The following is a 22,023-nucleotide window of genomic DNA, read 5'->3' as shown; positions in this document are numbered from 1 at the left end:
AAGCCACCTGCCTGAAGCCGGTGGTTTTCTTTATAATGATTTATGTAAGCGATTTCAAACATCTCTAGGAGGCAATAACATGACTGAACCAAGAGTAAAAGGGCAAGTCAGAACCCCGCTAGGCAGATTAACGTTTGGAATTATACTCGGATACGGCTGCATGATGCTTGGACTCATGACCCCCGCCATGCTGCTGTTAACCTTTAAGATGATAGAGATCGATCCGAATGGATACACATCATCTTATGGGCTGATTGCCGGAGTGGGCGCGTTTTTTGCCTTGATCGGCAACCCGTTGGGCGGGGCGCTTAGCGATCGGTCGAACAACGCTTTCGGCCGGCGGCGCACTTGGATGCTCATTGGGCCGCTTGTCGGCTGTGCCGCCTTATTCTGGGTCGGGTATGCGACGGAAGTGTGGCAAGTGATGATCGGCTGGGCGATCGCTCAACTATTTTTTAATTTTGGCATGGCTGCTTATACGGCACTCATTCCGGATCAGGTCAAGGAAGAAAGACAGGGTACGATTTCAGGGATCGTCGGACTTATCCTGCCTGCTGCCGTATGCATCGGCATGGTGCTCATGATTCTCATGAACGGCGCAACCTCTGACGTAAAGTGGTTGTCGCTCTCCATCATCGGCATCGTTGGTCCGATCATAAGTTTATTCGTCATTCGCGACGGGAAGGTTGAGATTATCCAGACCGAAAAACGAAAAGAAACGTTCGGCGAGAAAATAAGCAAAATTTATCCCAGCCCAAGGAAATTCCCTGCATTTACGTGGGCAATCATCTCGAAATTCCTGCTTATGATGGGTTATTGCAGCACGTTATACCTTACGGTCATGCTCGTGAACCGGATGGGTTACACGGAAAGTCAAGCAACGAACAGCGTCGGGACGCTCAATATTGTCTGCTTGATCGCTTCGGCTGCTACCAGCATTGTAGGCGGCATTCTGTCCGATAAATTCAAGAAACAGAAACCGTTCTTGTATGGTTCGGCTTTCATCATGGTCGTAGGCATACTGTTGTACGCCTTCATTCCGGAGTATACCGCTTATATAATCGCGTCCGCTATTATCGGCCTGGGCTTCGGCTGCTTTAGCGCCGTCGATATGGCATTGGTCGCTCGGATTCTGCCGCGAAAAGAAGATGCCGCCAAGGACTTCGGCCTGATGAACGTTGCGAATGCACTGCCGCAGTCCATTGTGCCTGCGATTGCGCCGCTGCTGCTAGGAGTGGGGGGCTGGACGTTTTTCTACATTGTATTAGCGATTTGCGTGGTGCTCGGCATGCTTGCCGTTAAGCCATTGCCTGAAGTCGGAAGTTCGAATGGTCGCATACAAACAGATAATCACATTACAGCACCGCAAATGGGAGGTTTATCGCATGAATAGAAATGTACACGACATCATGAAGCAAATGACGCTCGAAGAAAAAGCAAGCCTTTGTTCGGGGCTGAACATGTGGCAGACCAAAGCAGTAGAACGCCTCGGCATCCCATCCATCGTCCTGACGGACGGACCGCATGGACTTCGCAAACAAGCCGATCCTGCGGACATGTCGAGCAAAACGGTACCGTCGACATGCTTTCCAAGCGGAGCAGGTCTTGCCTCTTCTTGGGACAGACAATTGATTGAAGAGGTAGGTCAAGCGCTTGGAGAGGAATGCCAAGCCGAGGGCGTTCACATTATTCTCGGGCCGGCTGTTAATATTAAACGTTCTCCGCTTTGTGGACGCAACTTTGAATATTTTTCCGAAGACCCGTACCTCTCATCGGAAATGGGAACCCATCATGTATTGGGCGTACAAGGACAGGGGGTCGGAACCTCAGTCAAGCATTTTGCAGCCAACAACCAAGAGACACTGCGCAATTCCATTAACGCGGTCGTCGACGAACGAACATTGAATGAAATTTATTTGCGCAGTTTCGAAGGGCCGATCATCGACGCTAAGGCGTGGACGGTCATGTGTGCCTACAACCTGGTTAACGGCGATTTCTGTTCGGAAAATCCGTATCTGCTTACAGAGATATTGAAGGAAAGATGGAATCACGAGGGTTTTGTCATGACGGATTGGGGAGCCATTAATGAGCGGATGAAAGGATTGAAGGCAGGTCTAGAGCTAGAAATGCCTTACGCTGGTCCGGAACGCGATCAGATGATCGTGGATACTATCCGCTCCGGCGAGCTGGAAGAAAGCGTGTTGGATGATGCAGTGGAACGGCTGCTGAAGGTTATCTTGCATACGATCGACAATAGGAAAGAAGGCTTCATTTACGATAAGGAAGCGCATCATGAACTGGCACGGAGAGCGGCAGGTGAGTGCATGGTGCTGCTTAAAAATGACAATGCATTGCTGCCGCTCAACACCAAGCAATCTATTGCCGTGATCGGAGCATTTGCCGCAACTCCTCGTTATCAGGGTGGGGGAAGCTCGCATATAACGCCTACGCGTCTGGATGCAGCGCTGGATGCGATATCTGCGCTAGCCGAAAGGGGAGTGGCGTATGCGCCAGGGTATTCTCTGATGGAGGATGTCGTCGATGAAGCAATGATTGCGGAGGCCGAATCGATCGCGGCGCAACAGGATGTCGCCATCATTTTTGCAGGCTTGCCGGATGCGTTCGAGTCGGAAGGGCTGGATCGCACGCATCTTAATATGCCGGCTTCGCAGTGTGCGTTAATCGAACGTGTAGCAGCCGTGCAGCCGAACACGGTCGTTGTTTTGTCCAATGGCTCGCCGATCGCAATGCCGTGGCTGAACAAGGTGAAGGCTGTGCTCGAAGGTTATTTGGGTGGACAAGCAACAGGCAGCGCGGCGGCGGACGTGCTCTACGGTTTCGTGAACCCGAGCGGCAAACTTGCGGAAACGTTCCCTTCATCATTGGAGCAGACACCGTCTTATCTAAACTTTCCTGGCGGCAAAAACGAAGTATTCTACGGCGAAGGCATTTTTGTCGGTTACCGTTACTATGAAGCGAAAAAGAAAAACCGCTATTTCCATTCGGCCATGGACTGAGTTATACGACGTTCGCGTATGAACGGATCCATATCGACAAACAGAGCATGAAGGATACGGATACCGTGACCGCAACTGTAACCGTGCGCAATACAGGCAGCCGTGCCGGAAAAGAAATTGTGCAGCTATACGTCAAGCCTTCGGAAAGCTCTGTAGTCCGTCCGGTAAAGGAGTTGAGGGGCTTTGCGAAGGTCAGTCTAGAAGCAGGCGAGGCAACGACGGTGAGCTTTACGCTCAATAAACGATCCTTCGCTTACTTCAATACCGATATCCATGATTGGTTCGCTGAAACGGGCGATTATGAAATCGTAGTCGGTCCGTCATCCGCAGACACGCCGTTATCGGCAAGCATTCATGTCCGTTCGACGGAAATTCCATTCTCGAAGGTAACCCGAAATACGAAATTTCATGAGCTGCTGGCAATTCCGGCTACGACTCAATTTGCCAAAGATGCGATGAAGGAGAGCATGGCGAGCTTGGAGCACATGGGAGCCGTCTTCGCAGAGGGCATGGGCGATGAGGGCATCGCACAACTGCTGAAAGCTATGAAAGAATGGAAGAAATATGATGGAATTCGCTCTCTGACAGGAATGCTGGGGAGCGGCATGACGGATGCTCAGCTGAATCAGATAATTGGACAACTGAATGAGACCTTAGGGTTAAAGAACGCTTCGACGAAATAAATCCCTGTGGATGCTTGCTTAGCAGCGGTGGAATCAAATATAGAAAATCGCATGGGGATAGGAGAGGAATCGGATACATGAAAGATATAGAAACAATGGCTCATCAACATGGAAATGCTATTTCATATATTCAGAACGACGGCGGCCCAAAGCTCGGATATTGCATGCATTCGGGCGTAACGATTTTGGAACAAGACGGATACTTTTTCAAGGATTTGAACAAAGATGGCAAGCTTGACAAGTATGAAGACTGGCGCCTGTCTCCGGAGGAGCGGGCGCGGGATCTTGCTTCCAAGATGACGATTGAGCAAATCGCGGGATTGATGCTATACAGCAGGCACCAATCCGTTCCGGCAGCGAGCGGCGGATGGTTCGCCAGCACATACGGCGGGAAATCGTATGAAGATAGCGGAGCGAAGCCTTGGGAATTGACGGACGAGCAAATGAAATTTCTCTCGGAGGATCATTTGCGCCATATTCTCGTGACGAATGTGGAAACTCCGGAAGTGGCTGCCCGGTGGAGCAATTTGGTTCAAGCTTTCGCAGAAAGCACGGGGCTCGGCATTCCGGCGAACAACAGCTCGGATCCGCGGCACAGCTCGGACTCCAGCTCCGAATTCAATGCTGGAGCAGGCGGGGCAATCTCCATGTGGCCGGAGCCTCTCGGGCTGGCGGCAACGTTCGACCCGGCATTGACGCGCAAGTTCGGCGAAATCGCGGCTAAGGAATATCGGGCGCTGGGGCTGACGACCGCCTTGTCCCCGCAAATTGACATCGCTACCGACCCGCGCTGGTTCCGCTTCAACGGTACGTTCGGTGAGGATACCCGATTGGCGACGGACATGGCGCGTGCTTATATTGACGGGTTCCAAACCTCGTCGGGTGAATCAGAGCTTGCGGACGGTTGGGGTTATGACAGTGTCAATGCGATGGTAAAGCATTGGCCGGGCGGCGGTTCGGGCGAAGGCGGACGGGACGCTCATTACGGCTGCGGAAAGTACGCGGTATATCCGGGAAATAACTTTGCGGAACACATTAAGCCTTTCTCTGAAGGCGCATTTCGATTGCATGGCCGTACAGGCAAGGCTTCAGCCGTGATGCCGTATTACACGATCTCCGTTAACCAGGATACCGTGAACGGGGAGAATGTCGGCAACTCGTACAGCTCGCACCTGATTCGAGATCTGCTTCGCGAACGATACGGCTATGACGGCGTCGTCTGCACCGATTGGCTGATTACGGCCGACGAATCGGGAGGCAAGGATACCTTCCTGTCGGGCAAACCATGGGGGGTGGAGGAGCTGTCCGTTGCGGAGCGCCATTATAAGCTGATCATGGCAGGCGTCGATCAATTTGGCGGCAACAACGAAATCGAACCTGTACTGGAAGCGTATCGAATGGGTGTTGCGGAGCATGGTGAAACGTATATGCGAAACCGCTTCGAGCAATCAGCCGTGCGCCTCTTGAAGAACATCTTCCGTCTCGGCCTGTTCGAAAATCCATACTTGGATGTGGAAGAAAGTGCGCATATCGTCGGGAACCCGAGCTATATGCAGGCCGGTTATGAAGCGCAACTGAAATCGATCGTCATGTTGAAGAATAAGCAGCAAATCCTTCCTCTGCCGCGTCAAAGCACGGTTTATATTCCAAAACGGCATATGCCGGCAGGGAAGGATTGGTTTGGCAATCCAACGCCGGAGACGGTTGAGTATCCCGTGAATATGGAGGTTGTTGCTAAATACTTCAAGGTAACGGATAACCCGGATGAAGCCGATTTTGGCCTTGTCTTTATGAGCAGTCCGAAGTCGGGAACCGGTTATAGTCAAGAAGATGCGGACAACGGCGGGAATGGATATGTCCCTATCAGTTTGCAGTACAAGCCGTACACCGCTGAACATGCTCGCAAACAAAGCCTTGCAGGGGATGCGCGCCCAGATGAGGTTCTGAACCGAACTTATCTAGGGAAAACCGTGACAACGCATAACGAATCAGATTTGGATGCCGTTATGGACACGGCAGAGAAAATGAAGGGGAAGCCCGTCATAGTCTCGCTTTCATTATCTACGCCTATGATCGTGGGAGAGTTCGAATCACATGTCGATGGAATCATCGCCCATTTCGGCGTCCAGGATCAAGCCATTCTCGATATATTGACGGGAACTGCTGAACCATCTGGACGATTGCCGATGCAAATGCCGGCAAACATGGCGACCGTCGAATCGCAATTCGAGGATGTGGCGCATGACATGGAGTGTCATGTTGATACGGAGAACAATGTCTATGATTTTGGATACGGCTTGAACTGGAGCGGACTTGTTGAAGATGAACGTACGCGAACCTACAAGAAGAAGCAGTCTACAATAGTTTTTAGCACCAGTTCACTATAAACGGCAAGAGAGGAGACAGTGTCGGCGATGATGCTGTCTTTTTTTCGTATTTATCTTGCCTTCGTCAAAATATAGTATTCTTTTTTATGGTATTGTAAGACATAGTAGCAGGTATTATAGAGAGGAGCGGCAACATGACTCGCGAACAAGAACAAACAATGGATTGGGAAGACGAAAAGATTGATGACCCTGCGCATTTTTTGCTTCATCATGGGATGAGAGGAATCTTTGAGGCAGAGGAAATGGTAGAGGGGGACTGCATCGTTATCCCAGAATGGGAGCTTACGATACGCCCGCATGTGGCGAAGTGGACGGATCAGACTGTTATGCTTCAATTTCAAGTAAGCTCGCCTAAGTGGGATCGTGATATATATGAAACGACGGCTGGTATCGGCAGCAGCTTGAAAAATGCATTTGGTACGGCGATAGGCGGCTTTGCCTTTTCCTTTATGGAGGGAATCGCCTCCATGGAGCAGGATCGAAATCCCGAGACGCTGCATTCGACATACGGAGACACGGTGCATCACTGGAAGGCTTATAAGAGCAATATCGTCGGTTTGGGAGAGTCGTCGCCTGAAATGGAAGAGTCCCCATACTGGGAAACGCTTAAGGACGAAATCGCAAAGCGGATCGGTGATCAAAAGCTTTGCTATATCAAAATTTATGCTGCGAAGCACGAGGACGACATTACCGGCGAGTGTCGCATTAATGATATTCCGAGCCCCGAGCTAGGACAAATCGTAGCGGAGATCGCAAGCAAGTGGCAGGTGGAAGGTTTTGCATCACAAAAGCAGTTTATTTTCTTGTTGCAGTCGGAGGAAACATATACACCGTATCCTTATTCTCCCGAGCATGTTGCGGAGGCGACGCATACAGCGGTTCGCCTCTTTATGGAGTGCGATACGCAGGAGAAGTACGATAATTTCACAGATATATTAGCCGAGCGATTGCAGGATAGCGATTTAGCTCAGGAGTTATACTCCTTTTTACCTGAAATCTGTGCAGAGCATGCCTTCGATATGCTTTGTTATAACGAAGAATTGCTTTTGTACAGGGGAGAGGAGTCTTTCAATGTATACCGGACTCAATTTGCCAGCTATTCGATGATTTCAAATGCATTGTTTGAAGGCTTTCGAACGGGAGAATTTGATGATGACGTATATAAGCAATACATAAGTGTCAGCTCTATTTACAACGTGATTTGCCAAGCGAGGGAGCAGGGAGCGGATTTGGTGAAGGACGGCGGCGTTTTGACGCTTTCCTACGGAATGTCGGAGCAGTATCGCTTTAGATGAGGAAGTGAGAGGTGTACGAATTTCGACATTACAAAAAATGTAACGTGGAAGGAAGAGGTAGGCGAGACTAGGTCCTAATGTACTTGTCTTTTACAGGAAAGGAATGCCATACTGTGTATATCAATCATGGGAGGTGTGTCAATGGAGCGTCGCGTGATTACAGCAAAAGATTTGTACCGGTTCGTATGGTTATCTGATCCGGCCGTCAATCCAGTAGACGGGACGATTGCTTATGTAGCGAAACAGGTGAATGAAGAAAAGAGCGGTTATCGATCGCGCATACATATTACGACAGATGACGGAACGAAAAGCAAGGTATTTACACATGGAGAACAAGACAACGCTCCTATCTGGTCGCCTGACGGCCAAAAGCTGGCCTTTCTTCGCAAGAAGGGGAAGTACCAGCAAATCTGGATAATGGCAGCTGACGGCGGCGAAGCGGAAGCTCTCACAGACACAGAGTTTGGTGTAAGCGCATTCCTGTGGTCGCCTGACGGTTCCCGCTTGTTGTATACCACGAGCACCAATCAAGCAGAGATTGAAAAAGTGAACGCGCAGGGAGACTGTGAGAATAAGCCTGGCAAGCAGGCAATCGTTGTCGATCGGTTAAAATGCAAGGCGGACGGCAAAGGATTGCTGGACAGCAAGCGTTCGCATTTGCACGTGCTTGATCTTCAATCTGGCTCGACCGTCCCCTTAACTTCTGGAGATTATGATATCCATGATTTTGCATGGTCACCAGATGGGGTTCATGCTGCTTTTTCAGCGAATCGCATCGAGGAAGATAGGGTCGACCAAGATCTGGTCTTCACGCAAGATATCTACATCGTGAATTGCAAAGACGGAGTATGTCGTCGTGTGACAAACTCTGGTCTTGTGATTGGAAATATTGCCTTCTCACCAGATGGGCAAACGATTGCTTTCCTAGGACATAACCGCCAATATGAGAACGCAACATTAATTCTTCTGTATACCGTGTCTGTTACAGGCGGAACAGCAGAATGTATGCATCCTGACCTGGATCTATATCTCGATAATGCAGCCGTGACCGATATGAAAGCTCTCGGTTCTTCGGCTCCTGTCTTTACACCAGACGGCTCATCTATTTATTCGCTCGTATCGGCGGAGGGCAGTGTCCAACTCGCGCGCTTCTCCTTGAATGGAGACTATGAAATTCTGAGCTCTGGTGATCGTGAGATTACTCAATTTACGGTGGCACAGGACGGGAAGCAAATTGTCTTTATCTCAGCCGATCCGCTGCAGCCAGGTAATTTGTGCACGATGGATATGACCACAGGGCGAGAGCAGCGCTTAGTAGCCCCGAATGACAGCTTTCTAGCTGAGTTGAATCTGAGCCAGCCGGAATCGTTCTGGTTCCAGACGTCTGACGGCTGGAAGGTGCAAGCTTGGATCATGAAGCCGCCAGGCATGTCTGCAGGCGACAAGGTACCGACAATTGTTGAAATTCATGGCGGCCCGCATACGATGTACGCGCACTCCTTCATGCATGAGTTCCAACTGCTTGCCGCCCAAGGTTATGCGGTTCTCTATTCGAATCCGCGCGGCAGCCATGGCTATGGCCAGAAATTCGTTGATGCTTGTCGCGGGGATTACGGCGGGAAGGATTACGAGGATATTATGGAGACGCTAGATCAGGCGATTGCCCGCTACGACTTCATAGATAAAGATCGGCTTGGCGTTACGGGCGGCAGCTATGGCGGCTTCATGACGAACTGGGTTGTTGGCCATACGAACCGCTTCAAGGGAGCTGTCACACAGCGTTCGATCTCGAACTGGTTCTCGTTCTATGGTGTCAGCGATATCGGATACTTCTTTACCGAGGATCAGATCTGTGCACAGCCATGGGAAGATCCGGAGAAGTTGTGGAAGCATTCACCGCTCGCATATGTAGACAAAGTGCAGACGCCGCTCCTTATTTTGCACGGAGAGCAAGATCTGCGCTGTCCGATCGAGCAGGCTGAGCAGCTATATGTGGCCTTGAAGCGCCTAGGCAAGACCACACAGTTGGTGCGATTCCCAGATGCGAATCATGATTTATCGCGCAACGGCCATCCAGAGCTCCGTGTAGAGCGGCTGAACCGGATTGTTGGCTGGATGAAGCAATATGTGTAGGGTCAACGAACAAGATTCCCTCTTGCAATAATAAAATCGATTAAGAAATGGATAAGAACAGATTGGAAAGGGGGAGCTTTCCATCTGTTCTTTTTTATATGATGAGATGAAGGCGATCGATTTTTTCAACTTAAATGTTAAGTCTCATTGCGAAATGAAACCTATATAAATTAACTAATTTAATTATATAAACACATGTAACTTAAAATTTACGTATTTTATGTAATTTCATTTAAATATACCGATTAGTCACTATAATAAAATTAATCATTTTAAGAAGAAGGGTCAGTGGAGGAATGGATACAATTGATTGCTCAATTTTGAATGCGTTAAAAGAAAACGGCAGAACGACTGCTTCAGAAATTAGTAAAAGAGTGAATCTCTCAATTCCCGCTGTAACAGAACGAATAAGGAAATTGGAAGAAGCAAATATCATAGAAGCTTATACGATCAAAATCAGTCGTGAGAAGATGGGCTGCAACTTACTTTCCTTTATTTTTGTTACCATTGACCAGTCCAAGCATATCGAGGATTTCAGGAAAGCAATAGTCGCATGTAAATCTGTACTTGAATGTCATCATGTTGCGGGCCAATACGATTATTTATTGAAGGTGATCGTTGCAGATACGCAGGAATTGGAACATTTTATATCTCATACGCTGAAAAATATGATCGGTGTTCATAGCAGTAATACGATTATTTCCCTATCTTCTTTGAAAGAAAATATTAATCTATAGGAGATCGTACGATGTTGAAGAAGGGGTTTTTCTTTGGTATGACACTGCAGTTCGCTGTAGGACCGGTATGTATTTTTATCTTTCAAACAGCTTCGTTCCTGGGATTTCTAACTGCTGAGACCGCAGTGCTAGCTACTGTATTCATTGATCTTATCTTTATGTTAGCCGCCATTTTTGGTGTGGCAGCAGTAATAAAGTGCAAACGAATCAAAATGGGATTGAACCTATTTGGAGCTATCGTCTTGTGCCTATTTGGGATGAGCTTTGTTGCGAACGCGCTGGACGCTAATGATTATTACAGTATAGGCGATAGGGTTCATTCTCGTACAACTAGCGTCTTTTTGCCTGCTGTCCTATTGGTCGCTTCAAACCCGCTCAGCATCGTTTTTTGGGCCGGTGTATTTTCGACAAGGGTGCTTGAAGATGAGTTGAAGAAGATGGAGGTTTATGTATTTAGTTTGGGTGCTTTATGTTCTACACTTTTCTTTTTAACTATGGTTGCATGCATCGGAGCCTGGATTGGCAGCTTTGTGACACCTGCAATTATGCGAAGCATGAATATAATAGCTGGAATGTTATTAATCGGTCTTGGAGCTGAGTCTCTATTGAAGGTGTGGAACGTGAGGAAATCAATCTAATTTGGAGGATTGTCCTGGATTGACTGCCTCCTCATGTACTGTCCCTCATTCTGAATGATGAACACAAAGACAGGGCAGTCCCCGGTGAGGGAGCTGCCCAATCTATTTATTGCTGAGCGAGTCTATCTCTCCGTTCATGCTCAGGCTCAATATGAATCAATACTTCTGCACGCTCGAAGGAGCTCTGAATGGTATGTTCGATCTCATCACATAGATGATGCGCGGTGGCGATATCCATGCCAGAGGGTACCACGAGGTGAAAGTCTACGTATTCGACCGGGCCGGAGCGTCTTGTACGAAAATCATGAAATTCTATATACTTCTCCTTATGAAGGAGTATCAGCTGCTGAAGCTGCTGTTCTTCCTCTTCGGACAATCTAGCATCGAGCAGGGGAGGAAAGGATTCCTTCATAAGTGTAAATGCTTCCTTCATAATGTACATCGCAAGAAATATCCCGATAATCGGATCTAAGATTGTCCATCCCGTCAATGTAACAAGAAGCAAGCTTGCCCCTACGCCTAGCGATGTATATACGTCCGTGAGCAAATGCAGGGCATTAGACTTCATCGCTACCGAATGAAGCTCATCCGCCGTTTTGCGCACCTTTTTCGCAACAATAAAATTAATGGTCGCTCCAACAAACATGACAGCGATCCCCAAGTATGGCATTTCAATTTCCGCAGGCTGCATGATTTTATGGGCACATTCGTAAATAATCCAAATACCGGCTGCAAATATGAGCAGGGTTTCGATTGTTCCTGAAATATTCTCAACTTTCCCATGTCCATAGGGATGGTTGCGATCCGCAGAACGACTCGATATGCGTACAGAGAAACATGCAATAACTGATGCTGCTAAATCTAAAAATGAATGTATCGCTTCAGAAATTATCGCGATAGATCCCGTTAAGATTCCTACGATCAGCTTTAATATTACGACAGTCGTGTTGCTGAGCACAGACAGAAATGCAACTTTTTGACCGTTCAATATCATCACCCTTACTATTGTCATCGTTTGCTAATTCCAACATAGCAGATGAAAATCGTGTGGGTCTACAGAAACCTTTTTTCGTGTTTGCAGGTAAATAGTGCATGTTGAAAAAAGTTGATGAAATGCAAAAAAACTGAATAATCCCATCTTATACCATAATATTCTGTGTTGTGCGAAGATTGTGTGCTATTAAATGGATATCTGATCCAGCTTGTTAAGGAGGCAACCAGTATGTCTAACTTGATATCAAACGGCTCTCCTATTATGGGGATACCTGTCCCAAAAATAACAATGAAGGGTTTTCAAACCAGATAACCTGAAATGGCTGCATCGGCTCATAAACCAGCCATCGAGATAGAGAAGGCAATTGATTTTGCAGCCGATTTGCCGTTAAAGCCGTCTTCTACAAAGAAAATAAAGGATGAGCAGACCTAGCTAAATGGGTTGAAGGGAAGGAAGAAAAGCACTTTGGAGTTTGTAACTATTGCGAGCCTCCATACGAAATGGTAAAGGGAAGGACAGTATTCCCTTTTTGTGATACCTGTGTGGATATGGGAGAGCAACATTTCGAATATCGCCTTGTGCTATAACATAATGGATCATATACACAAGGAGATGAGCTTATGAGCAAATTACAAGGGAAAGTCGCAGTCGTAACAGGTGCAAGCAGGGGGATCGGACGAGCCATTGCGCTGCGTCTTGCACAGGAGGGCGCTTTAGTCGCTGTACATTATGGGAGAAGACAAGAGCAAGCAGAAGAAGTGGTTCGGCAAATCCAACAATATGGAGGAGCTGCGTTCAAGGTAGGCGCTGATGTAAGTAATGTTAGCGGGATCAATCAACTTTATGAAGTTTTGGATGAGACGATTCGAGAATATACGGGGGATCCTCGATTTGATATTTTGGTGAATAACGCTGGAATTGGGCAAATTCTGTCCATTGAGGACGCAACGGAAGAGACATTTGATGAAGTGATGAGCGTCAATGTGAAAGGGCCATTTTTTGTTATTCAACAGGCGCTGCCTCGCCTAAACGATTATGGACGAATTATTAATCTCTCTTCATTTGTGACACGCGCGGCCTCCCCGAGCGTGTTCGCTTACAGTATGACCAAGGGGGCAATTAATACACTTACTATCGCCTTGGCTAAGCAATTAGGGTCGCGTCATATTACAGTAAATGCAATTCTTCCCGGTATCGTTAATACGGAGATGAATGCCAGGACTTTGGGAAATTCTCATGGACAGAAGCTGGCTGCCGGATTATCCACCTTTAACAGATGGGGAGAACCCGAGGATATAGCAGATATTTCCGCCTTTTTGGCCTCGCCCGACAGCCGCTGGATAACCGGACAGTTGATTGATGCAAGCGGGGGATCACATTTGTAACAAATGTAACAATTATAGGGAGAAGGCCAGCCTTCTCCTTTTTGTTTTGTTGAATATCAACTTTCTTTATCTATTTATGCGATTTGCCGTTTATTTAAAATTTGATCTTGTAATGTGTGAGTGATAGGATTATGATGTAATTGTTTCGTATGTAACAATTACATGACCACTTTTTGTACTCTCTTTAGATAACATTGTTCGATTATAGAAAGGAGGATTAGCGGAGTATGTGGTGAACTTATTTACAATCATATTGTTACATATGTAACAAAAATAGGTTGATGGATATATTTTCAGTTCACATTATGCTCAAAGGAGTTGATAACATGGATTATCAAGCTATAATCGTCGGAGCGGGGCCTGTTGGATTGATGTTGGCCTCTGAGCTTGCCTTGTTTGGCGTGTCCGTTTGCATTGTTGAACGCTTGCCTCAGCCGGGAACATTTTCAAAAGCATTCAACCTGCATCCTCGTTCCTTGGAGATACTGGGAATGAGAGGACTTCTGAAAAGATTTATGGATGAAGGGCAAATCATACCGAGTGGTCATTTCTCTGCCTTGGAAACAAGACTGGACTTTTCAGTGTTGGATACAGGCTCGAATCATATGTTATTGATTCCACAGAGGACAACCGAACGATTACTGGAAGAGCACATTCGCAGTTTGAATGTTCCAATTTACAGAGGAATGGAAGTCGTGGCGGTTCGCCAAAATGATGAAATAGCCGAAATCGTTGCTGTAGGTACAGAGGGTATGATTTTACTCCAATCGCACTATGTTATTGGTACGGATGGCGCTGGCAGTATTGTTCGCAAGCAAGCGGGAATTCCGTTCGAAGGCACGGATAGCAATATCACGGCTGCCTTAGGCGATGTAACGCTTTCGAATCCACCTAGTGACAACCTATTATTCGTATTCAATCAACGCGGAAACGCATACATTATACCTTTGCCGGAGGACAAGTATCGAATTGTTGTTGTCGATCCGATGTGCACGCAGACACCTAAGGAAAGGCCTGTGTCCCTAATGGAATTAAGCACTAGTCTGCAGCAGTTATGCGGCACGGATTATGGCATATCCGATCCGATATGGATGTCGCGCTTCGGCAATGCCACACGAATCGCGAAATATTATCGAAACGGCCGCATTTTACTGGCTGGCGATGCAGCGCATATCCATTTCCCGTCAGGCGGCCAAGGCCTAAATGTTGGTTTGCAGGAAGCTATGAACCTTGGTTGGAAACTGGCGGGTGAGATTCAGGGCTGGGCTCCAGCATGGCTGCTTGACAGCTATCATAGCGAGCGGCATCCGGTGGCAGAACAATTACTGCATAACACAGAGGTACAGACAAAATTAATTGACTTCAGCCCCGCTGGCTTAGAGCTTAGAAAAACGATGGCCGATCTGCTGAAATTCCCTGACGCTAATCGATACTTATCAGAACGGATATCTGCAATCGGTGTAAATTACGAACCAGACTCACAGCTGCCTATCCATCCTCTTCATGGGAAGAGACTTCCTGATTTAGACATCCTGTTAGCAAACCGGGAGGCCACATCCTTATACTCACTTCTTCATGCTGGTAGTTATGTATGCCTCTTGCTGGAAGATCACACAGATGAGTCTGCACATTGTGGCGCTTCCGCTCCACTCCAGATGATACATGCCACCATTGCTGAGCAGCGCTCTGAATGGGCCGATGTCCATGCAGCTCTGATACGTCCTGACGGACATGTCGCATGGGCATTAAGCAAGCAACAGCCAGATCTCCCTTCACTTTTGCAAAAAGCTATACATCGGTGGTGCGCACGATAAATTCTTCAATTGACCGAAGGCTCGCATACATGATAAACAGTATCTATCGCTATAAATTTGGTTCGATTATAGTAGGATGCTATCAGCTCCCGATTCAGGAATGCCTATAATGTCTCCTGCTACTCCGCTGATGCAAGATCGGGTATAATAAAAGAATTAATTCAAGCGGAGGATAGGCATGGATCAGGTAAATTCTGCTTACAGTAAGCATGCATTTTACGAATTATTTATTGATCTCATTCATCAACAAGAGCAGCACGAATTTATGATTCAAAAGCATATTGCTAAAGTGCTAAATAAGCTGGGGGATGAGTTTGATCAAGAACTTCAGTTGAATATTACAGAACTTCATGTGATATCCTGCATTGGGGAGCATGAACCGATCAATGTCACATCACTGGCCGAACGATTACGGATCTCCAAAGCGACGGTGTCACGAATTTGCTCCAAATTGTTGTCGAATGACATCATACGCAGAACCCAACTGAGCGATAACAAAAAAGAAGTTTATTTTCGTTTGAATCCAAAAGGGAAGCGATTGAACGTACTGCATGATCGAGCGCATCAAGAACTGGAGCAGCGATTTTCGGACATTCTGGATCAATATAACGAAGAAGAGCTTCTCATCGTACAAAGGCTGTTCCAAGATATATTGAACAATTGGCTGTATATCCATGAGACTTTGGAATCTAAAGACTAGCTTGTTTATTATGCGCCCAGTCCATACTCGAACGGGCTGGGCGTAATCTCACACATGGATTTGTACGTATCAAGCGGGAAGAAGTTTATTAAAGCTAATTAGTTGGAATCATCCAGTGCTTTTCTGACTTTTCTAGCGAAGATTAGCGGTTTTTCTACCGCTTCAATATTGACATAAATCAAACGCGGACGTTCAAACAGCCATTCATTGTGAACAGAAGAGACGAGTATGCCCTGTTTGCGAATAGCAGATAGAAAACGATTGGTTTCGTTTTGCAAAAGAGCGATTCTTCCTAAGCATAAGGCTTTGCCTGTTATATTATTTTTTGATTCAAACGAGAAAGAAGAGGTTACACGGAATCTTTTCCCCAAAATGAAAGTCCGTAGGTGCTTTCGAGTTATCGTTGCCACGCACTTTCCGCCGGCGAATCCAGATTGTCCACCGATGATCAGTGCGAATCTCTTGCATAGGCGTTCATCATTGCTCATGTTAGACTGATCCCCCTTCCGAGAACATTCCCATGAAATCCCCATTACGTTAATTCAATACACGAATTGAAAACCGAAAAAGAAGTTGGTGGATGCATGCTAAGCATTCTATAGTCAACATAATTTATGTGTTATGGACTTCACTTGACTAGGCGCTTCCCTAAATGTGATGTAAAAGTCCTGACATTGAAGTCCGCTGTTGAGGCGATGTACACATGATGAACACATTGGGTTTCTATAATAGCCTTTGTAAACCTGATTACAGGAGGCTATTGCCATGAACAAAGGTATAACAATATTATTTATAGGTGCGATGGTTACGATGTCTGTACTAACGAGTTAAGCATACTCTCATGAGCTGAAGACGCCACTCGGTATTGTAAAAGGGTTCACGGTGGGATTGCAGGACAATGTCGCACTAGAGAAACGAGATCGCTACTACCAGCATATTTTGTCTGAAGTGGATAAGATGAATGCCCTGATCATGGATATGATGGAACTGTCCAGATATGAAGCGAGGGCGATTGAACTTAAGCGAGGCTCTTATTCCATCAATGAGCAAGTACGAGGGTTGTTGAGGCGTTCGATGTACAAGCGGGCAGGAAACACTGCAACATAGCTTGGACTGCGCAAGAAGATTTTCGTGTATCGGCTGATGCAAGAGTTGTGTTTTATTTTTCATTAAATGAATCAGAGGGTGACAATATTGAACCTTGTTAAATTAAGCGGACTCATCTTATGCTGTGCAGCTATTCTAGCAGCTTCAGCGTGCGGAAAAAATGGAGAAATAAGCTCTAACGCAAAAAAACAGCCAGCTCCACCAGCGCAAACGCAGACTGAGCTTGAGGAGCCCATCTTAGTCGTTGTGGATCAGACGAAATATCCAGGCCAGCCAGAGCGGCATTTTTATTTCCAAGTCGAGCAAATCCCTAAAGGTTATTCTTTAGCCGAAATGAGATGGAAGTCAGATAAGACAACTGTTATCAATACAACAGAGCAAGCGATCGAACATGGCGGCAATGGAGAAGACGGGTTTTATATTAGTGGCAATGGCCAATTTTCCGGATTTATTTATGATGAAAAACGAAAGGGAGAGACTGGGGAAGTTACATTCGTATTCCGCAATGATTCAGGCAAGGAACTTACGTGGACCAAGAAGCTGACGTTACAATAATCAACTCTCATCGTTCTGTAAGTTGAGAAAATCGATTAGCCGGAGAGGGGAGGGACACCACCCCCTTGCTCCGGCTTCTTTATCTTGTTATAGCTGTAATCCGAATCGCTTTAGTTCGATGAAAATTCCTTCTAAGAGCTTGCCTTTGTCAGTAAGCGTATACTCGACCCGCGGAGGGACTTCGGGGTATACGTTCCTATCCACTATGCCGTGATCCTCTAGTTCCTTTAACCGCAGCGATAGTGTTTTCGGGCTGATTCCATCCATTGCTCTCAATAAATCGCTAAATCGCATTGTGCCTCCTATCAACAAATCCCGGATGATCAAAAATGTCCATTTTGTCCCAATCACATCGAGTGTTTTTGCTATCGGACAAGTTTGTCCGGGCGTTCATTTGGTCAACGTAATAGAATCAGATGAACCAGTCATAACGAATCCTCCTAAAAATATGACGATTTAGTCCCATCATATCACAATACTTCATTTACGGAAATAATGTGAATAAAATATCAGTACTTCCCTAAATGAATTAATGGAACATATAATGAGTTTGCAGCCAATACATCAAAATCAAGGAGCTGAATCCGATGAAAAATATTCTGATTATTAACGGTCATCAGCAATACCGTTCTGCGGAGGGAAAGCTGAACAACACATTAGTGGAGAACATGATTCGAGTGCTGAGTCCGTACAACAATGTCAAGACAACAGTCATTCAAAATGGTTACCACGCAGAAGAAGAACAGCAGAAATTTTTGTGGGCCGATGTAGTGATTTATCAGACACCCATCTATTGGTTCAGTGTGCCGGGACTGCTTAAAACGTATATGGACGAGGTCTATACATACGGAACATTCTTCACTGGCACGGATCAATACGGAACTGGTGGGTTGCTGACAGATAAAACATATATGCTCTCCACAACCTGGAATGCTCCGGCATCTGCATTTGAGGATGAGACTCAATTTTTCGAAGGGAACAGCTTGGACGAGGCGCTGCAGCACCTGCACCGGATACACAAATTTTTAGGTATGAAGCCGTTAAAAAGCTTTTCTTGCTACGATGTAGTCAAAAATCCAAACATCAAACAATATATTGCCAATCTTGAACAGCACTTGAAGGAGGCACTTACAAATGAACCAGTTGCAAAATAAAAAGATCGTAATTATCGGTGGCAGCTCCGGGATCGGACTTGAATCTGCAAAACAAGCGATTGCGCATGGAGCCGAAGTAGTCATTGCGAGCCGCTCTATGAACAAGTTGCAGCTTGCCAAGGAACAGCTTGGGACGAAAGCAGAGACACATCAACTTGACCTGACGATTGAACATGAGGTAGAGGCTTTCTTCCAGCATGTCGATGCATTCGATCATCTTGTCGTAAGTGCGGCCGAGACTTCTGGCGGCTCCTTCCTGAAGTCGGATACCAATCAAGCGAGACAATTGTTCGAGAATAAGTTTTGGGGACAATATCATGCTGTAAAGTATGGCGCGCCTAAGCTCTCAACGAACAGCTCGATCGTTTTGTTTTCTGGAGTTGTAGCCTATAAGGCTATGATTGGTTCGTCTATTCTTGGCGCAGTCAATGCGGCCGTATCCAACTTAGGCAAGACGCTGGCATTGGAACTTGCTCCAATAAGGGTGAACGTCGTATCGCCAGGCATCATTGACACTCCTTCCCGCAGCAAGATGCCGGAAGAAGCGCGCCAGCAGTTGTATGAGACAATTGCAGAGAAGCTTCCTGTACAACGCATAGGCAGTACTGAGGATGTCGCTCAAAGCGTGCTCTATTTACTTACGGATTCGTTCGTGACCGGAACGGTCATTCATACGGATGGTGGGCATTCGCTAACGTAATTTTTTCGACTGTATGTCGTTTTCATGCACATGAAGTAAACAGAAAGATAGGCTAGAAAACATAATAACCCCCAGCTGTTATGCTGGGGGTTTAATTGTATGTATATCGCTGTAAATAATAGGTATTGATAAATGATTAGGTATATGATACTATAGTGTGTGCTCTTATTTCTTACAGATCTAATTAAAATAAATCATATCATAGACCTTTTTCTTTGTCAAATATGAGTAATCCACGCATATTCCGTAAACTTAACGGTTCGATACGTACGCATATTTTTAGGGGGGCGACAGATTGACTAACGAAGAACGCAATGAGCAAACTCATTCAGATGCAGATATTGATTTACTACCTCCAGGAGTCAAAATAGATGACTCTGTGCGGATGTATCTTAAAGGGATTGGCCGAGTTGGTCTTCTCAGCACGGAAGAAGAAGTAGATTTGGCAAAACGCATTGCTGAAGGCGATGAAGAAGCGAAGAAGATGCTGACAGAGGCTAACCTTCGCTTAGTCGTTAGTATTGCGAGACGCTACGCAGGACGTGGCATGTCACTCCTTGATCTTATTCAAGAAGGGAACATGGGTCTAATTAAAGCTGTTGATAAATTCGATTATACAAAAGGCTTTAAGTTCAGTACCTATGCAACGTGGTGGATTCGTCAAGCCATTACGCGCGCGATTGCCGATCAAGCGAGAACGATACGTATTCCTGTACACATGATCGAGACCATTAATAAGCTTGTTCGCGTTTCCAGACAATTGGTGCAGGAGCTTGGCCGTGAACCAGAGGTAGAGGAGATCGCCAAGGAAATGGAATTAAGTGTTGAAAAGGTTCGCGAGATTATGAAAATTTCGCAGGATCCAATCTCACTGGAAACACCGATCGGTGAAGAACACGATACGAAGCTGGGCGATTTTATCGAGGATCAGGATGCGCAGTCTCCTGTTGAATCGGCAGCATATGAGTCGCTAAAGACCCAATTAGGGGACGTGCTTGATACACTAACCGAGAGAGAAGAGAATGTCCTTCGACTTCGCTTCGGTCTTGATGATGGACGTACCCGTACATTGGAAGAGGTAGGTCAAGTGTTCGGTGTTACACGTGAAAGAATTCGCCAAATCGAAGCCAAGGCTCTTCGAAAATTAAGACATCCGAGCCGCAGCAAGCGCTTGAAGGACTACATCGAATAACATTATCATATGTAAACGATCAAAGCCGCGTTACTCTAATCCGTTAGAGCGCGGCTTTTTTTGTATTTCTTAATAAAATATTCAGATTTACAGCGGAAAATCATTCATTGTTAATTTCATCTTCATATTATCTTCATATCTTTTTGATATCGTATTCGTGAAAGAAAACTCCCTAATCAAAAAAATGAAATTAACAACTTAGTCGGGGATAAGGATATGCGGAGGAATCATGGGATACAGCCTAGATCAAGTTCAAAAACAACTGCTTGCCGGAGATGAAGGCATATATATTCAATTATACAATGACTATCGAGGAGTGCTGCTGCAGCATGCCTATCGCTTTGTTCGCAATCAACAAGATGCAGAAGATGTGGTTCAAGAAGCGTACATTCGCATCATACGGAATTTGCATCGGTACAACTTTTCCTGCAAAATCATTACTTGGATGCAGATGATTGTGCGTAATTTATGCATTGATCTTATTCGACAACGCAAACGCAAGCCGACGAGCCACTTTGTCGAGTACATTGCTTACGACAATCAGGACCATCCCACACTGGAATCTCTACAGGATCAACATAACGGACCTGAGCAGCAAGTACTGGAGCAAGAAAATCAGAAACAGGTCTTGAACATGATGAACGGCCTGCCGGAGGCGTATCGGGACGTATTTCAGCTCCGTTACCTATCAGAGTATTCGCTTGCGGAAATATCTAGCGTGCTATCACTTGAAATCAATACGGTGAAGTCAAGATTGTTCCGTGGAAAGAAATACTTGCGGAAGCAATATGATTGCACCATCTGTTCCTAACGAAAGAAATTTTAGCATGAAAGTATTTTTGTTGATCACGATTGATTGGACTAGCGTACAATAAGAGGTGACAGCTCGTACATCATTTCACGGTCAAAAATGATATAGTGAGATTGGTGAAGGGCTGCCACTAATCATTTGGAGGTTCTTATATGATACGCAAAGCAATTCCAGAAGATAGTAAAAGCATTATTCCACTAATGATGGAGGCGATAGGCACTATTGCCTATGAGCTGTCAGGTACAACGAACATAGAGGATACAATTGAGATTTTGGAGCAATATTACTTACAGTCCGGCAATCGCTTGAGCTGGGAAAATTGCATTGTCTGGGAACAGGATCAAGTTCCTGTTGGGTATGGACTAGCCTATCCAGGCTATAAGCTTGTAGAATTGGATCGTCCGCTGGAAGCGCGCTTGAGCGCAATGCAAGGCAAGCCTGTACAGCTCGTTAAGGAAACAGAAGGGGAAGAGTATTATTTGGATTCCTTAGCTGTTCATGCTTCCCAGCGAGGTATGGGCGTTGGAACCAAATTAATGAAGGCGTTTGAGGAGGAAGCAGTGCAGCTTGGATTCCATACAACTTCATTGATTGTTAACGTCGATAACACCCGAGCAAAGCAACTGTATGAAACACAAGGTTACGCAGCAGACGGCATCATTATTTCCATTGCTGGTGAAGATTATGAGCATATGGTGAAAAAGGTTAAGTAACGACCCTC

Annotated in this window: 19 protein-coding genes and 1 pseudogene; 17 read left to right on the top strand and 3 right to left on the bottom strand. The window is 46.1% G+C overall.

Features of this window, described 5'->3' with window-relative positions:
- The first annotated feature begins 79 nt into the window (after positions 1-79).
- The 7 genes and pseudogenes from PAV_RS19455 to PAV_RS19425 all read left to right on the top strand — a co-directional run bounded on the left by PAV_RS19455 (position 80) and on the right by PAV_RS19425 (position 10,890).
- Entirely contained in the window at positions 80-1,393 is a 1,314-nt protein-coding gene (locus PAV_RS19455; protein ID WP_005549154.1) for an MFS transporter, read from the top strand.
- A pseudogene (locus PAV_RS19450) lies at positions 1,386-3,700 on the top strand (beta-glucosidase). Before PAV_RS19455 ends, PAV_RS19450 begins: the two are co-directional and overlap by 8 nt.
- Before the next feature lie 77 nt (positions 3,701-3,777).
- Positions 3,778-6,087 carry a glycoside hydrolase family 3 protein gene (locus PAV_RS19445; RefSeq protein WP_005549149.1) on the top strand — a complete coding sequence of 770 codons (2,310 nt, stop codon included), beginning with the start codon at positions 3,778-3,780 and terminating at the stop codon, positions 6,085-6,087.
- A gap of 134 nt (positions 6,088-6,221) precedes the next feature.
- Positions 6,222-7,382 carry a DUF6348 family protein gene (locus PAV_RS19440; RefSeq protein ID WP_005549148.1) on the top strand — a complete coding sequence of 387 codons (1,161 nt, stop codon included), beginning with the start codon at positions 6,222-6,224 and terminating at the stop codon, positions 7,380-7,382.
- A 141-nt stretch (positions 7,383-7,523) separates the two neighbouring features.
- On the top strand, positions 7,524-9,515 hold the full coding sequence (locus PAV_RS19435; protein ID WP_005549147.1) for a S9 family peptidase: 1,992 nt from the start codon (positions 7,524-7,526) through the stop codon (positions 9,513-9,515).
- A 296-nt stretch (positions 9,516-9,811) separates the two neighbouring features.
- A complete protein-coding gene (locus PAV_RS19430) occupies positions 9,812-10,252 on the top strand; it encodes an Lrp/AsnC family transcriptional regulator (protein WP_005549146.1) in 441 nt (146 codons plus the stop codon).
- An 11-nt stretch (positions 10,253-10,263) separates the two neighbouring features.
- Positions 10,264-10,890 carry a LysE family translocator gene (locus PAV_RS19425; protein ID WP_005549144.1) on the top strand — a complete coding sequence of 209 codons (627 nt, stop codon included), beginning with the start codon at positions 10,264-10,266 and terminating at the stop codon, positions 10,888-10,890.
- Between the two features lie 106 nt (positions 10,891-10,996).
- Here the strand turns inward: PAV_RS19425 and PAV_RS19420 are convergent, their stop codons facing one another.
- Positions 10,997-11,902: a cation diffusion facilitator family transporter gene (locus PAV_RS19420; protein ID WP_005549143.1), complete on the bottom strand. Its 906-nt coding sequence runs from the start codon at positions 11,900-11,902 to the stop codon at positions 10,997-10,999.
- 602 nt (positions 11,903-12,504) lie between these two features.
- On the opposite strand from PAV_RS19420, the gene PAV_RS19415 reads away from it, so the two are divergent.
- The 3 genes from PAV_RS19415 to PAV_RS19405 all read left to right on the top strand — a co-directional run bounded on the left by PAV_RS19415 (position 12,505) and on the right by PAV_RS19405 (position 15,783).
- Positions 12,505-13,269 (top strand): SDR family oxidoreductase, encoded by a 765-nt coding sequence (locus PAV_RS19415; protein WP_005549141.1) that lies wholly within the window; start codon positions 12,505-12,507, stop codon positions 13,267-13,269.
- A 326-nt stretch (positions 13,270-13,595) separates the two neighbouring features.
- Positions 13,596-15,083, top strand: a complete 1,488-nt coding sequence (locus tag PAV_RS19410) for a monooxygenase (RefSeq protein WP_005549139.1) — start codon at positions 13,596-13,598, stop codon at positions 15,081-15,083.
- Between the two features lie 178 nt (positions 15,084-15,261).
- Positions 15,262-15,783, top strand: coding sequence for a MarR family transcriptional regulator (locus PAV_RS19405; RefSeq protein ID WP_005549137.1), 522 nt, complete (start codon positions 15,262-15,264; stop codon positions 15,781-15,783).
- Positions 15,784-15,881: 98 nt separating this feature from the next.
- Here PAV_RS19405 and PAV_RS19400 read toward each other — a convergent pair whose 3' ends face one another.
- Positions 15,882-16,271: a DUF1259 domain-containing protein gene (locus tag PAV_RS19400; protein ID WP_005549136.1), complete on the bottom strand. Its 390-nt coding sequence runs from the start codon at positions 16,269-16,271 to the stop codon at positions 15,882-15,884.
- A 394-nt stretch (positions 16,272-16,665) separates the two neighbouring features.
- On the opposite strand from PAV_RS19400, the gene PAV_RS33640 reads away from it, so the two are divergent.
- Both PAV_RS33640 and PAV_RS19390 read left to right on the top strand, forming a co-directional pair.
- Entirely contained in the window at positions 16,666-16,890 is a 225-nt protein-coding gene (locus PAV_RS33640) for a hypothetical protein (RefSeq protein WP_005549135.1), read from the top strand.
- An 87-nt stretch (positions 16,891-16,977) separates the two neighbouring features.
- Complete coding sequence (locus PAV_RS19390; RefSeq protein WP_005549134.1) at positions 16,978-17,445, top strand: hypothetical protein; 468 nt, start codon at positions 16,978-16,980, stop codon at positions 17,443-17,445.
- Positions 17,446-17,532: 87 nt separating this feature from the next.
- Here PAV_RS19390 and PAV_RS19385 read toward each other — a convergent pair whose 3' ends face one another.
- The gene (locus PAV_RS19385) at positions 17,533-17,814 is read right to left on the bottom strand and encodes a winged helix-turn-helix transcriptional regulator (protein ID WP_085981373.1); all 282 of its coding nucleotides are present in this window, start codon (positions 17,812-17,814) and stop codon (positions 17,533-17,535) included.
- A gap of 218 nt (positions 17,815-18,032) precedes the next feature.
- On the opposite strand from PAV_RS19385, the gene PAV_RS19380 reads away from it, so the two are divergent.
- The 5 genes from PAV_RS19380 (at position 18,033) to PAV_RS19360 (ending at position 22,015) form a co-directional block, all read left to right on the top strand.
- A complete protein-coding gene (locus tag PAV_RS19380) occupies positions 18,033-18,599 on the top strand; it encodes an NAD(P)H-dependent oxidoreductase (RefSeq protein ID WP_005549132.1) in 567 nt (188 codons plus the stop codon).
- Positions 18,580-19,299, top strand: a complete 720-nt coding sequence (locus PAV_RS19375; protein WP_005549131.1) for an SDR family oxidoreductase — start codon at positions 18,580-18,582, stop codon at positions 19,297-19,299. Before PAV_RS19380 ends, PAV_RS19375 begins: the two co-directional genes overlap by 20 nt.
- 295 nt (positions 19,300-19,594) lie before the next feature.
- Positions 19,595-20,491 carry an RNA polymerase sigma factor RpoD gene (rpoD, locus tag PAV_RS19370; protein ID WP_005549130.1) on the top strand — a complete coding sequence of 299 codons (897 nt, stop codon included), beginning with the start codon at positions 19,595-19,597 and terminating at the stop codon, positions 20,489-20,491.
- Positions 20,492-20,720: 229 nt separating this feature from the next.
- Positions 20,721-21,302 carry an RNA polymerase sigma factor gene (locus PAV_RS19365; RefSeq protein ID WP_005549129.1) on the top strand — a complete coding sequence of 194 codons (582 nt, stop codon included), beginning with the start codon at positions 20,721-20,723 and terminating at the stop codon, positions 21,300-21,302.
- A gap of 152 nt (positions 21,303-21,454) precedes the next feature.
- The gene (locus PAV_RS19360; RefSeq protein ID WP_005549127.1) at positions 21,455-22,015 is read left to right on the top strand and encodes a GNAT family N-acetyltransferase; all 561 of its coding nucleotides are present in this window, start codon (positions 21,455-21,457) and stop codon (positions 22,013-22,015) included.
- The last annotated feature ends 8 nt before the right edge of the window (positions 22,016-22,023 follow it).

This window comes from Paenibacillus alvei DSM 29 (assembly GCF_000293805.1).
Taxonomy (GTDB): Bacteria; Bacillota; Bacilli; order Paenibacillales; family Paenibacillaceae; genus Paenibacillus_B; species Paenibacillus_B alvei.
The sequence above is the reverse complement of the archived record's forward strand: the minus strand, read 5'-3'. Positions and strand labels throughout refer to the sequence as shown.

Excerpts from the sequence above, each read along its gene's own strand:
- PAV_RS19365 (WP_005549129.1), top strand. The coding sequence starts at position 20,721 with ATGGGATACAGCCTAGATCAAGTTCAAAAACAACTGCTTGCCGGAGAT.
- PAV_RS19410 (WP_005549139.1), top strand. The coding sequence starts at position 13,596 with ATGGATTATCAAGCTATAATCGTCGGAGCGGGGCCTGTTGGATTGATG.
- PAV_RS19420 (WP_005549143.1), bottom strand. The coding sequence starts at position 11,902 with ATGACAATAGTAAGGGTGATGATATTGAACGGTCAAAAAGTTGCATTT.
- PAV_RS19405 (WP_005549137.1), top strand. The coding sequence starts at position 15,262 with ATGGATCAGGTAAATTCTGCTTACAGTAAGCATGCATTTTACGAATTA.
- PAV_RS19380 (WP_005549132.1), top strand. The coding sequence starts at position 18,033 with ATGAAAAATATTCTGATTATTAACGGTCATCAGCAATACCGTTCTGCG.
- PAV_RS19445 (WP_005549149.1), top strand. The coding sequence starts at position 3,778 with ATGAAAGATATAGAAACAATGGCTCATCAACATGGAAATGCTATTTCA.
- PAV_RS19415 (WP_005549141.1), top strand. The coding sequence starts at position 12,505 with ATGAGCAAATTACAAGGGAAAGTCGCAGTCGTAACAGGTGCAAGCAGG.
- PAV_RS19455 (WP_005549154.1), top strand. The coding sequence starts at position 80 with ATGACTGAACCAAGAGTAAAAGGGCAAGTCAGAACCCCGCTAGGCAGA.
- PAV_RS19440 (WP_005549148.1), top strand. The coding sequence starts at position 6,222 with ATGACTCGCGAACAAGAACAAACAATGGATTGGGAAGACGAAAAGATT.
- PAV_RS19400 (WP_005549136.1), bottom strand. The coding sequence starts at position 16,271 with ATGAGCAATGATGAACGCCTATGCAAGAGATTCGCACTGATCATCGGT.
- PAV_RS19375 (WP_005549131.1), top strand. The coding sequence starts at position 18,580 with ATGAACCAGTTGCAAAATAAAAAGATCGTAATTATCGGTGGCAGCTCC.
- PAV_RS19435 (WP_005549147.1), top strand. The coding sequence starts at position 7,524 with ATGGAGCGTCGCGTGATTACAGCAAAAGATTTGTACCGGTTCGTATGG.
- PAV_RS19430 (WP_005549146.1), top strand. The coding sequence starts at position 9,812 with ATGGATACAATTGATTGCTCAATTTTGAATGCGTTAAAAGAAAACGGC.
- PAV_RS19360 (WP_005549127.1), top strand. The coding sequence starts at position 21,455 with ATGATACGCAAAGCAATTCCAGAAGATAGTAAAAGCATTATTCCACTA.
- PAV_RS19425 (WP_005549144.1), top strand. The coding sequence starts at position 10,264 with ATGTTGAAGAAGGGGTTTTTCTTTGGTATGACACTGCAGTTCGCTGTA.